This is a genomic window from Pantoea sp. paga, from assembly GCF_007558755.1.
Lineage (GTDB): Bacteria > Pseudomonadota > Gammaproteobacteria > Enterobacterales > Enterobacteriaceae > Pantoea > Pantoea agglomerans.
Genome location: NZ_VLTF01000011.1, coordinates 18,777 through 31,737, shown reverse-complemented (window position 1 = coordinate 31,737; position 12,961 = coordinate 18,777). Strand labels below are relative to the sequence as shown.

9 protein-coding genes are annotated in these 12,961 nt (G+C 54.1%); 4 read left to right on the top strand and 5 right to left on the bottom strand.

Going from position 1 to position 12,961, the window contains the following annotated elements; translation table 11 throughout:
* Positions 1-41: 41 nt before the first annotated feature.
* Both cytR and priA read right to left on the bottom strand, forming a co-directional pair.
* On the bottom strand, positions 42-1,079 hold the full coding sequence (cytR, locus tag FOV68_RS21525) for a DNA-binding transcriptional regulator CytR (protein WP_010672069.1): 1,038 nt from the start codon (positions 1,077-1,079) through the stop codon (positions 42-44).
* A 164-nt stretch (positions 1,080-1,243) separates the two neighbouring features.
* Entirely contained in the window at positions 1,244-3,439 is a 2,196-nt protein-coding gene (priA, locus tag FOV68_RS21520) for a primosomal protein N' (RefSeq protein WP_122889933.1), read from the bottom strand.
* Positions 3,440-3,664: 225 nt separating this feature from the next.
* On the opposite strand from priA, the gene rpmE reads away from it, so the two are divergent.
* Positions 3,665-3,880 carry a 50S ribosomal protein L31 gene (rpmE, locus tag FOV68_RS21515; protein WP_003851227.1) on the top strand — a complete coding sequence of 72 codons (216 nt, stop codon included), beginning with the start codon at positions 3,665-3,667 and terminating at the stop codon, positions 3,878-3,880.
* A gap of 76 nt (positions 3,881-3,956) precedes the next feature.
* Here rpmE and FOV68_RS21510 read toward each other — a convergent pair whose 3' ends face one another.
* The 3 genes from FOV68_RS21510 to metJ form a co-directional block, all read right to left on the bottom strand.
* Positions 3,957-5,558: a filamentous hemagglutinin N-terminal domain-containing protein gene (locus FOV68_RS21510; protein WP_143991527.1), complete on the bottom strand. Its 1,602-nt coding sequence runs from the start codon at positions 5,556-5,558 to the stop codon at positions 3,957-3,959.
* Between the two features lie 72 nt (positions 5,559-5,630).
* The gene (locus tag FOV68_RS21505; RefSeq protein ID WP_143991526.1) at positions 5,631-7,346 is read right to left on the bottom strand and encodes a ShlB/FhaC/HecB family hemolysin secretion/activation protein; all 1,716 of its coding nucleotides are present in this window, start codon (positions 7,344-7,346) and stop codon (positions 5,631-5,633) included.
* A 288-nt stretch (positions 7,347-7,634) separates the two neighbouring features.
* Entirely contained in the window at positions 7,635-7,952 is a 318-nt protein-coding gene (metJ, locus tag FOV68_RS21500) for a met regulon transcriptional regulator MetJ (RefSeq protein ID WP_009088019.1), read from the bottom strand.
* Positions 7,953-8,225: 273 nt separating this feature from the next.
* Here metJ and metB point away from each other — a divergent pair, with 273 nt between their 5' ends.
* The 3 genes from metB to metF all read left to right on the top strand — a co-directional run bounded on the left by metB (position 8,226) and on the right by metF (position 12,926).
* On the top strand, positions 8,226-9,386 hold the full coding sequence (gene metB / locus FOV68_RS21495) for a cystathionine gamma-synthase (RefSeq protein WP_031591842.1): 1,161 nt from the start codon (positions 8,226-8,228) through the stop codon (positions 9,384-9,386).
* A 2-nt stretch (positions 9,387-9,388) separates the two neighbouring features.
* Positions 9,389-11,824 (top strand): bifunctional aspartate kinase/homoserine dehydrogenase II, encoded by a 2,436-nt coding sequence (locus FOV68_RS21490; RefSeq protein WP_031591841.1) that lies wholly within the window; start codon positions 9,389-9,391, stop codon positions 11,822-11,824.
* Between the two features lie 202 nt (positions 11,825-12,026).
* Complete coding sequence (gene metF / locus FOV68_RS21485; RefSeq protein ID WP_010258148.1) at positions 12,027-12,926, top strand: methylenetetrahydrofolate reductase; 900 nt, start codon at positions 12,027-12,029, stop codon at positions 12,924-12,926.
* Positions 12,927-12,961 lie beyond the last annotated feature (35 nt).

Here is a 12,961-nt window from a genome sequence, read left to right as displayed (position 1 = left end):
GTTCGCCTTAAGAATCTACTGAAAAAATCAGACAAATACGCTTATTTTTCACGCTTTTTTGCTCGCGCCGTGCTGCCACGAATGGTTAAACCGGCATCCAGCAGCCGCGATCCGCTGATGACCCGTTTACCATTTAACTCATCCAGCAGCAGCAGCATCGCTTCCCGGCCTATCTGGTAACGTGGCTGCGTGACCGTGGTCAGCGGCGGCTCGCAGTAACGTGATAGCTCAATGTCATCGAATCCGACCACAGAGAGGTCCTCCGGTATCCGCAGTCCGCAGCGCCGGGCCTGATTCATCGCCCCAAGTGCCATAATATCGCTGTGGCAGAAGAGCGCGCGCGGCGGTTGCGGCAGGGTCATCAGCTGATTCATGGCGGCAACGCCCGCTTCAAATGTGAAGTCACCGCGCACAATATAGGTGGGATCGACCGTCAGTCCGCTGCGACGCATCGCCTGGACATACCCCTGCAAACGATACTGGCAGAGCGGCATCTCTTCCGGCCCGGCGATACAGGCGATATGTGTGTGACCCAACTGCAGTAAATGATTTACCGCTTCAAATGCGGCGGTCAGGTTATCGATGTGGACAGTGGGCAGTGACATTTCCGGCGCAAACTCATTCGCCATTACCATAGGCGGCAAGTTGCGTTGCTCATCAATGCTGGCATCAAAAGGCAACTTTGAGCCGAGCAGCACCATGCCATCGATCTGTCGCGTCACCATCAGGTTGAGAAAGGTTCTCTCCTGCTGATTCTGATGCGCGCAGTCACCAATCAGTACCAGATAGCCCTCTTCGGCTGCCGTAACTTCAACGCCTCGGATGATTTCACTAAAGAAGGGATCGCAGATGTCAGGGACAATGACCAGGATGGTACGCGTCTCATTACGACGGGCGTTACGCGTGGGGCCATGTGCCGCGTAGCCGACGGCGGCAACCGCCTGCTCGACTTTCTGGCGGGTGGCCGCAGAAACCTTCTCCGGATTCATCAGCGCACGCGATACGGTGGCGGTTGAGACGCCCGCATGTTCCGCTACATCTTTCATCGTGGCGGCGGGCGGTTGTTGATTCTGCTCCAACACATGCTCCTGACGCGTTATGGCGCGTTCAATTCTGTTTCTGCCTGACCTGAAGGCAAACCGGGCAACATTGTTAACGATTGCCCGGCTGGTTGTTACTTAATTTGCATAAAAATTGTGACTTATGCGACATTTTTCGATCTGGCTCGCAGTGTCAGCTTAAATCAGCTCTCGGTAGGGTCGATATCCAGCGTCCATTTCACTTTGCGCGCCGCGGGTAGTGTTGAAACCAGCGGCAACGAACTGCTCAGCAACTGTTGCAGACGCTGCCGGGAAGGATGCTGTAGCAGGAGTTGCCAGCGCCAGCGTCCACTGCGTTTTGGCTGCAGGGCAGGCAACGGACCCATAAACCACATCGCCTTATCGTTCAGCGGGCTTGCCTCCAGCAAATTACGGAGTTGTTGCAGGAATTCCGCCGCCTGCTGGTTATCCATATCTTCAGCGCGGAACAGCGCATGGCGGCTCCAGGGCGGCAGATGGACTGCCTGTCGCTCCAGCAAGGCCTGCTGGGCGAACGCCGAATAGCCCTGGTGCAACAGCGTCTGTAGCAGCGGATGTTCCGGATGGTGAGTCTGCAGCAACACCTCGCCCTGTTTGCCAGCACGCCCAGCACGCCCGGCGACCTGGGTGTAGAGCTGAGCAAAGCGTTCCGCCGCACGAAAATCGGCTGAGAACAGCGCACCATCGACATCCAGCAGCGACACCAGCGTAACATCGGGGAAGTGGTGGCCTTTGGCCAGCATCTGGGTGCCGACCAGGATTCGTGCGCCTCCGCGATGGACGTCAGCCAGATGCTGCTCCAGCGCACCTTTGCGGCTGGTGGTATCACGATCGATTCGCGACACCGGCACGCCAGGGAAAAGTGTGCCGAGTTGCTGCTCCAGTTGCTCAGTCCCGACGCCTACCGGCAGCAAATGGGTTGAACCACACTGCGGGCATTGATTAGGCAGCGGACGCTGGCTGTCGCAATGGTGGCAGCGTAGCTGACGATGGTGCTGATGCAGCGTGTAGTAGCGGTCACAGCGGGTACACTCAGCAATCCAGCCGCAATCGTGACAGAGCAGGGCGGGCGAAAAGCCGCGGCGGTTAAGAAACAGCAGCACCTGATTATCGGCCTGCAGATGCTGGCGCATTTTACCAATCAGGCCCGGTGCCAGACCGCCGATCAGCTGCACGCCTTTTAAGTCGATAAGCTGTTGCAGTGCCGGTCTGGCATTGCCGGCGCGTTTTGTCAGGTCGAGCTGGCGATACTTGCCGCTGCGGACATTGTGCAGCGTCTCCAGAGCGGGTGTCGCCGATCCCATAACAATCGGGATATTCTCTTCATGTGCGCGGAAGACGGCCAGATCGCGCGCCTGATAGCGCCAGCCCTCCTGCTGTTTATAGGAGCTGTCATGCTCTTCATCGATAATAATTACGCCAGGACGGGCCAGTGGCGTAAACAGCGCCGATCGGGTGCCAATCACAATCGCCGTTTCGCCGCGCCGCGCACGTAACCAGACCGCCAGCCGCTCACTGTCATTTAATGCGGAGTGCAGCACATCGATGGGCGCATCAAAACGTTCGCGAAAACGGGCGATAGTTTGCGGGGTCAGGCCAATCTCCGGCACCAGCACCAGCGCCTGTTTACCGCGTGCCAGCACATTTTCCAGCACGCTGAGGTAAACCTCGGTTTTGCCTGAACCCGTGATGCCCGCCAGCAGCCAGGCTGCGTAATGTTCATCATCTGCCCGAATCGCACCCACGGCCATCGCCTGATCGGTATTCAGTCGCAGACGTTCGCCTTTTACGGCATAAGTGGTACGCCAGTCGTGCATCTGCGGCTGATGCTCATGCAGTTCGCATAACCCTTTGGCGCGTAGCGCCTGCAGCGTCGCATCCGTGAGGTCATGTTCACTGACCTGATGACGATAGAGCGGTTGCTGACGCAGTGCAGCCAGCGCCTGCTGCTGTTTCGGTGCCCGCTTTAAACTCTCCGGCGCAGTCGCCCGACCCTGCTCGGTGATTTCCCAGCGCCATAAGGGATTGTCCTGCGCCGCTTTCCCCTGACGCAGCAGTACCGGAATAGCGTGACTCAGTACCTCTCCCTGCGGCGAATGATAATAGCTGGCGGCCCAGTTAAGGATGCGCCACAGCGACGCTGGATAGAGGGATTCACTATCCAGCACCTCAATCACGCGCTTGAGTTGTGCTTCCGGCAGATCGCTGCTCTCACGAAAGGCGACCACAATCCCGATCATCCTGCGATTGCCAAAGGGCACACTCACGCGACCACCAATGACCGGCTGCGCGCCCTGTGGCGGCAGATAATCAAACAGGCGGGGCAAGGGGACGGGCAGGGCGACCTGGACTACGGGCATAACTCTCTCTTTCCGGCTCAATGATCGGGGAAGCTAGTGTACACGCTGACCCTGATGGCGGGTATCTCAGCAGATATTTGCAGCAATCGAAACTTACCTGTATAATATGCCGCCTTCGGTGAGAAATATCTGGCCGGAGTACACCCTATAATGTTCAATCGCGTGTGGTGCTGTGCAGGTTAAAGCCTGGCACGGAGAGCGACACGGCCTTCAATGAGGTTTCCCATGAAACAAGGTATTCACCCGAAATACGAAGCAGTTACTATCAAATGTACCTGCGGCAACGAGATCCACACCCGTTCAACACTGACTCACGAACTGAACCTGGACGTTTGTGGCAAATGCCACCCGTTCTATACCGGTAAGCAGCGTGAAGTGGCAACTGGTGGCCGTGTTGACCGCTTTAACAAGCGTTTCAGCGTGCCAGGCGCTAAAAAATAAGATTAAAAGGCACCTGAACCTGCGGGTTCGGCGGCAAGAAAAAACCCAGCTTCGGCTGGGTTTTTTTATATCTCAATTACAGGCTGGTGTCTGATGCCACCGCCGCAGGCTTATTCAGTTCAAGTACCTGTGTAGTATAGGTACCATCTAAATCACCAATGGCAGCGATCTTCGGCGCTGTAATGGTGATCTTATCTGCTGACAGGGTGCCTTTACTGCACAATATCCACAATAAGCAGGATGAGTTGCTGATTTTCTCGTCCGTTGCCAGCGTCAGTGTGCCCGCCTTCATGGTGCCCGTATTAGAGATGCCGTTTTTCCCCGACACATTTAACAGTCCACTCGTTTGAATGACACCCTGATTGCTGACCTCGTTAGCCACGACAGACGCATTCTGAGCGGTCAGTGTCGCACCATTAGAGACCTTCGTCGCAGAAACATAGGTTGTACCTTGCGAGATAACGTTTCCGCCAGATAAGAGGCTGACCTCTTTAACGGCGTTCATGCTGAGGTTACCTGCCTGAATTGAACCTGAATTGAGCAGGCTGGTGTTGGCGACAGCCGTGACGACGCCGTCAATGGTGTTATAGCCGGTTTGCATTGCCAGGGTTTTTGGCGTCGTGATTGTTCCTTTATTCTCAATATTACCTGCCAGAGAAACGATGTTTACGGTACCTGCAGCATTAATTTGCGCTTTATCGCTGTTAGAGAATTTGCCCAGGCTGACGATGGTGGCGTAATCAGTGGTTTTAATCGTGCCGTTATTCGTGAACGCGTCTGTTGTCTGCAGGACGGCCTGACTGGCAGAAAGCGTTCCTCTGTTAGTGATGCTGCCGCCAGCAGTGGCGCTCATCAGTCCGGTTTGAATGGTGCCGCTGTTGGTTAACGCGCCATTAGATGCAATATAAAGATTAGTCGCGTTCAGGACGCCGCTATTATTAACGCCCGCACCCGCTTCAGTCGTTTGCAGCTGAATAATACCCGCTGTTGCTCCTCCCAGTGCGCTGACATCAATGCTGTTGCTGCGAAGCTGGCTGGTTCCGGTAGCCGTTGCCTGACCGGAGGCAAGATCATAGGTATAGCTACCCGCAATCGCCTTCAGTTGAGTCGTATCAATCTGCCCCTGGATATTGATTTTCTGTGCCAGCAGGTCGGTGTAATCAGCCCCTTTCAGGCCATTACCACTTACAGTAAGCGTGCCTTTCGCCACATTAAAGCCAGTAAGTGCACCATCGGTAAAAGTAGGCGTACCGGTAGTAAGTGTGGCCCGGCCGGTATTAATGAAGCCACAGCCAGAGCAGGTAATACCATTCGGGTTGGCGATAATGACATCTGCTTTTTGACCGGCTACTTCAATATAACCGTTCAGTGAAGAGGGGCTTCTTGATATAACCTCATTCAGGATAAGGCTGGCTGACTTATCCAGATTGCCGTTTCGCGCAATATTACCATTTTCACGTATTAAATCTGTGGTGCTGTTATTGAGGACCATCCCATCACTGGTAACGTTAAAGCTCTGATACATATTGTGGGAAAGACCATTCGCATCAGCCTGATTAATATTAACAACAGTCGATCCGTTTGCATGGGTGTAACTGTTGAGTGCCGCAAGAGCAGACTGACTGCACAGCGTGGCCACTGTGGCCAGAAATAGTAGCTTAAACTTATGCTTCTTCATTATTTTAATCCTTTAAATGTGTGTGTACGTTTGTCATGTAAACTGCGTTTTTATTAAATTATTTCCTCCTTTTTAATATTTCCATTGCAATGAAAATCCCAGCGTAAGGGGATCGGTATGAAAGGCTTGTGGTTTTTTAAGAGGGGAGCCAGCAAAAAAATCAAAGCGCGTTTTCAGAAGATTTCCCCGCAGGCCGACAACGCTGCCTATGACGGTTTTGCCGTTATAATCCTGCGTCTTGTTATTGCCATAGACCTGGCCTGCATCAACACCGATATAAGGCTGAACCGGTTTGCCGGGGAATATCCAGCTAATATCGTTGCGCCAGTACCACCCTTTATTGTCCTGAAGGGCGTATTCGCCATCGAAACCGCGCACCGTCCAGCGGTTTGCCAGCGAAAATCGGTTCAATGATGAGAGCGTATCAGGCGAGTATTGCAGGCTGAAATGGGGAGAATAGTTCAGCCAGTTATCATAGACACGGAAGTTGACTGAACCCTGCAGATCGAAAGTGATGATCCGGCCTTGCTTATCAATGAGTCCATACGCCTGCTCAACGGTATTGCTGCTGTTAAACCAGGGTATCTTTCTCTGATAACTCAGCGTTGTCGCCAGGCCTGCATTATCGTAATTGAGTTGATGTTGCAATACCGCTTTCCAGCCCGCACTTTTTTTATGCATGCTGACAAGCTCAAAGTCATCCAGAGAGTAACGCGATTCCGCATCGAAAATTTGCAGGCCGACCGTGCTGGTCTGATGCACAGTTCGTGAAATCAGTCGATTGAGCTGCGCACTGTAATAACTGTTCTTGTTATTCAGCGTCCATTTAGCCCAGTTTCCGGTCATATATTGCCGGTAATCACTGCGGCTGGCGTAGAGATCGAGCCACCAGTAGCCCCAGGGGATCGAATAACCTATCGATTTATTACTGTTACCTTTTATGGTGTGCTTCGGCGCGATGTCGTGGCCATAAGAGACAAAGAGGGTGTCGCTCAATGATGTAATATTATTTAAGTAGAGCGCTGCGCCACCCTGATAGCGGCCGGTTGCAACCGAGCCAGCATCATTGAGCCATGCACCGACCTGCCAGTATTTATCCTGTTCGCGCTGAATATAAATGTCGCTTTCGCCTTTGCCACTGCCAGGCACCAGATTGACTTTAACCTGTGATCCCGGTACTCGCTGAAGATTAAGACTCCCCTGTTCCAGATCGCTGAGTTCAAGTACATCACCTGCTTTGAACGGTAACGTGCTGGTCAGATTAATATAATCACCACCTGCTTTATTAAGAACGATTTTCCCCACTTTTCCGGCGTTAATCTCAAATTTTAATTCCCGAACTGAAAGATTCTGTTCGGGTAAATTAACGCGCGTGGTGATATATCCTGCCCGGATGATTTCATTCTGCAGGTTTTTTGCCAGCAATCTTATGCCTGCGATGCCCAGACACTTCCCTTCTGCCTGAGACGTAAAATACCTTAATCTTTCGAGGTGGAGTTCTTTGCTATCCTGACTTAAAACAACCTTGTCTATGAAATAGCAGTTTTCTTCATGGGGGAACGGAATCTCTTCTGGCCTGAATCGCTGTTTTTCAGACGTCGCTCGCTGCGGTTCGGGCATTAATTGCTCTTTGCGGACCCGATCCTGTTGCAGCGCATTGATATTGTCACTTTGCTCTGTGAGAGCGGATGCCGCTATCACTTGGGCAGAAGAGAAAATGATTGTAATGGTGATAAAGATAATAAAAAAAGAGGATGCAGATGATTTTATTTTATATTCAATGCTCATTTTCTTTCCGTGAAATAGTCGCTCTGACAAATTTTACGGAGGCAGGTAATTGTGGACAATAGTAATTATTCTATTGTCTGATTGAAAAAAACACTCTTATTGCAACAGAAATAGCGGAATAATATGAGAATAGGGTGGATTTTTATGAGAATTCTGAACGGCAATATTCAGGAGAGTGAATCAGGCTGCGTAAATCAGGATAACCAGGTGCAAATGGATCAGGAAAGCGGCTCCCTGAGCGGAGCCTGCTTCCTTTGAAGCGGGGTTAAGCGAAACCGGCCTGAGGAATTAATACTCCCAGGTATCCGGATCGACACCCATCTGGCGCATGATTGCTTTTGCTTCTTCCGGAATCTCATCACTACGCTCTTTGCGCAGGTCGACGTCATCCGGCAGCGGTTGGCCCGTAAAGGCATGTAAAAAGGCTTCGCAAAGCAGCTCGCTGTTGGTGGCGTGACGCAGGTTGTTCACCTGACGACGGGTGCGCTCATCCGTTAAAATCTTCAGCACGCTCAATGGGATAGATACTGTGATCTTCTTGACCTGCTCGCTCTTCTTACCGTGCTCAGCGTACGGGCTGATATATTCGCCGTTCCATTCAGCCATGAGTTACCTTAATTAATAAACGTTAAATGTGAGGAAATCAGCGGATTATGCCTGATTTTTTCCTGCCTGACCCCTGATATGGCGGGTTTTCTTCGCTCACTGCCTCTGTCTCACAGAGGGGAACGCCAGGCGATGACGCATAATTTTAGCGGTTATTGCGGTTTTGCTCAATCTATACGCAAAGACATTTAGATGTCCAGATGTATTGACGTCTAATTAGAGGGTGATATCCTGTGGCCTACATTTTATTCACTCTTCAGGAACAATTCGCTCATGACGCGTAAACCGGCAACCATCGCAGTGCGCAGCGGTTTGAATGATGACGAGCAATATGGCTGCGTTGTCCCGCCAATCCACCTCTCTACCACCTATAACTTCCTGGATTTCAATGAGCCTCGTGCGCATGACTACTCCCGTCGTGGCAACCCCACTCGTGATGTCGTACAGCGTACGCTGGCAGAACTGGAAGGGGGAGCAGGCGCGGTATTAACCAATACCGGGATGTCGGCGATTCACCTGGTCACGACGGTGTTTCTGAAGCCTGGCGATCTGCTGGTCGCGCCACATGACTGTTATGGCGGCAGCTATCGGCTGTTTGACAGCCTTAGCAAGCGCGGCGCCTATCGGGTGAAATTTGTCGATCAGGGTGATCCGGTAGCGCTGCAGGCAGCTCTGGATGAAAACCCAAAACTGGTGCTGATTGAAAGCCCCAGCAATCCGCTGCTGCGCGTGGTAGATATCAGCGCAATTTGCGCCGCTGCGCGTGCTGCGGGTGCCATCAGCGTGGTGGACAACACCTTTATGAGTCCTGCGCTGCAGAACCCTCTGGCGCTGGGTGCGGACCTGGTTATCCACTCCTGTACCAAATACCTCAATGGCCACTCCGATGTCGTGGCGGGCGCGGTCATCGCCAAAGATCCGCAACTCGCTACCGACCTGGCCTGGTGGGCGAATAACATTGGTGTGACCGGTGCAGCGTTTGACAGTTATCTGCTGCTGCGCGGAATTCGTACACTTTCGCCGCGGATTGCAGCCGCACAACGCAACGCACTCGCGATTGTAGAGTATCTGAAGCAGCAGAAACTGGTGAAAAAGTTGTATCATCCTTCGCTGCCGGAAAACGCCGGACACGAACATGCCGTACGTCAGCAGCGCGGCTTTGGCGCCATGCTGAGTTTCGAGCTCGACGGTGATGAGGCGCTGCTGCGTCGCTTCCTGAAAGCACTGCAGCTATTTACGCTGGCGGAATCGCTGGGCGGAGTAGAGAGTCTGATCTCCCATACCGCCACCATGACGCACGCGGGGATGTCGGCAGAAGCACGCGCGGCAGCGGGCATTTCCGATACGCTGCTACGGGTTTCTGTCGGTATTGAAGATCACGAAGATTTAATTGCCGATCTGGATAATGCATTCCGGGTCGCAGCCGAGGGTTAAGCATGACGATTTCAGCAGGCGCGGGAACGCCGAACATCAGGCAGTTGCATAAGTTTGGCGGCAGCAGCCTGGCCGATGCGCGCTGCTATCAGCGCGTTGCCGGTATTATGGCGGACTACAGCCAGCCGGGCGACCTGATGGTGGTCTCTGCGGCAGGCTCAACCACCAACCAGCTGATTAGCTGGCTGAAGCTGAGCCAGAGCGATCGGCTCTCTGCGCATCAGGTGCAACAGGCTTTACGGCGCTACCAGAGCGAACTGATCAGTGCGCTGCTGCCTGCTGAGGTCGCAGAACCTTTAATCACCGCGTTTATCCGTGACCTGGAAAAGCTGGCCGCACTGCTGGATGCGCCGATTACCGATGCGGTCTATGCCGAAGTGGTCGGTCACGGTGAAGTCTGGTCGGCACGCCTGATGTCAGCGGTACTGAGCCAGCGTGACCTTCAGGCTTGCTGGCTGGATGCGCGTGAGTTTCTGCGCGCTGAACGTGCCGCACAACCGCAGGTAGATGAAGGGAAGTCCTGGCCACTGCTACAGACTTTACTGGCGCAGCATCCGCACAAGCGCATCGTGGTGACCGGATTTATCAGCCGCAACGACGCCGGTGAAACCGTCCTGCTTGGCCGCAACGGCTCCGACTATTCTGCCACGCAGATTGGCGCACTGGCGGGTGTCGGACGGGTGACCATCTGGAGCGATGTGGCGGGTGTCTACAGTGCCGATCCCCGCAAAGTCTCTGATGCCTGCCTGCTGCCGCTGTTAAGGCTGGATGAAGCCAGCGAACTGGCGCGCCTGGCTGCACCGGTTCTCCACACCCGGACTCTGCAGCCGGTTTCAGGCAGCGATATCGACCTGCAACTGCGCTGCAGTTATCAGCCGGAGCAGGGATCAACCCGCATTGAGCGCGTGCTGGCCTCCGGGACGGGCGCGCGTATCGTCACCAGCCATGATGATGTTTGCCTGATTGAGATTCAGCTGCCAGAGCAGCATGACTTCGCCATCCTGCACAAAGAGATAGACCTGTTGCTGAAGCGCGCGCAGCTGCGTCCGCTGGCGTTTGGCGTTCATCCCGATCGTCAATTGCTGCAGCTCTGTTACACCGCTGAAGTGGTTAACAGCGCTTTTACGCTGCTTCAGGATGCCGGTTTACCGGGCCATCTGCAGCTGCGCGACGGCCTGGCGCTGGTGGCGCTGGTTGGCGCAGGCGTTACCCGCAATCCGCTGCATACCCATCGCTTCTGGCAGCAGTTAAAGGATCAGCCAATTGAGTTCATCTGGCAGTCAGAAGAGCACATCAGCGTGGTCGCAGTGTTGCGCGTCGGTCCGACTCAGCATCTGATTCAGGGATTGCATCAGTCGCTGTTCCGGGCAGAAAAGCGCATCGGTCTGATGCTGTTTGGCAAAGGCAATATCGGTTCACGCTGGCTGGAGCTGTTTGCCCGCGATCAGGAAACGCTGTCAGCGCGTACTGGCTTTGAATTTGTGCTGGCGGGCGTCGCGGACAGCCGTCGCAGCCTGCTGAGCTATGAAGGGCTGGAAGCCAGCCGGGCACTCGCCTTCTTTGATGATGAAGCGGTAGAGCGCGATGAAGAGTCGCTGTTCCTGTGGATGCGTGCTCACCCGTTTGATGACCTGGTGGTGCTGGATGTCACTGCCAGCACACCGCTGGCGCAGCAGTATCTCGACTTTGCCAGTCACGGTTTTCACGTTATCAGCGCCAATAAGGTCGCGGGAGCGTCTGACAGTCAGACCTGGCGCCAGATCCGCGATGCCTTTACCAAAACCGGGCGTCACTGGCTCTATAACGCCACTGTTGGCGCAGGTCTGCCGATCAATTACACGGTGCGCGATCTGCGCGACAGCGGCGATACCATCCTGGCGATCAGCGGGATCTTCTCCGGCACGCTGTCGTGGCTGTTCCTGCAGTTTGATGGCACGGTGCCCTTTACCGAGCTGGTGGATCAGGCCTGGCAGCAGGGTTTAACTGAGCCCGATCCGCGCGCCGATCTCTCGGGTCAGGATGTGATGCGCAAGCTGGTTATCCTGGCGCGTGAGGCAGGCTACAACATCGAGCCGGATCAGGTGCGGGTGGAATCGCTGGTGCCCAATAATTGTCAGCAGGGATCTGTCGACCACTTCTTTGAAAATGGCGAAGAGCTGAATGAGCAGATGCTGCAGCGGCTCGAAGCCGCGCAGGAGATGGACCTGGTGCTGCGTTACGTTGCCCGCTTTGATGCCAACGGCAAGGCGCGCGTGGGTGTTGAAGCGGTGCGTCCGGAGCATCCGCTGGCCTCACTGCTGCCATGTGACAACGTCTTTGCGATTGAGAGCCGCTGGTACCGCGATAATCCGCTGGTGATCCGCGGACCGGGCGCAGGCCGGGATGTCACCGCAGGCGCTATCCAGTCAGATATTAATCGTCTCGCACAACTGCTGTAACTCCTCCTCCTCAGGCGCTTCGGCGCCTGTTTTCAATATGTTATCTCCCCCCTGTTGAATCGCCTTCATGTTGATTGAAAATTGATCACGACTGTTGACCATTTTTAAGTTGACGGCACAGTCAGATTACGTCATTTTGAACATCTGGACGTCTAAACGTGTAGATGTTCACAGGCCGATTGTTAATCGATGAGGGTGCAGGATGAGTTTTTTTCATGCCAATCAGCGCGAAGCGCTAAACCAGAGCCTGGCTGAGCTGAACGGGCAAATTAATGTTTCATTTGAGTTCTTCCCGCCTCGTACCAGCGACATGGAAGAGACCCTGTGGACCTCCATCGATCGCCTGAGCAGCCTGAAACCGAAATTCGTTTCTGTGACCTACGGTGCAAACTCAGGTGAACGCGATCGCACCCACAGCATTATCAAAGGCATTAAAGATCGCACCGGTCTGGAAGCTGCTCCCCATCTGACCTGTGTCGATGCCACGCGCGATGAACTGCGCACCATCGCTCAGGATTACTGGAACAACGGCATCCGTCATATTGTGGCGCTGCGCGGCGATCTGCCTCCAGGCAGTGGTAAGCCAGAAATGTACGGCAGCGATCTGGTTTCGCTGCTGAAAGAGGTGGGTGATTTTGATATTTCGGTTGCGGCCTATCCGGAAGTTCATCCCGAAGCGAAAAGCGCCCAGGCCGATCTGATTAACCTGAAGCGAAAAATCGATGCAGGCGCCAACCGGGCCATTACTCAGTTTTTCTTCGACGTTGAAAGTTATCTGCGTTTCCGCGATCGCTGTGTCGCGACCGGCATTGACGTGGAAATTGTGCCGGGCATTCTGCCGGTCTCTAACTTTAAACAGCTGCAACGCTTTGCCACGCTGACCAATGTGCGCGTGCCGGGCTGGATGAGCGCGATGTTCGCCGGTCTGGATGATGATCCGGAAACGCGGAAAATGGTGGGAGCCAATATCGCGATGGATATGGTGAAAATCCTGTCACGCGAAGGGGTGAAGGATTTCCATTTCTACACACTGAACCGTGCCGAAATGAGTTACGCCATTTGTCACACCCTGGGCGTGCGTCCTGCTGCTGCAGCGGCTTAACCGCTCTGCTTCAGCCAATAAAAAAGTCGGGAGAG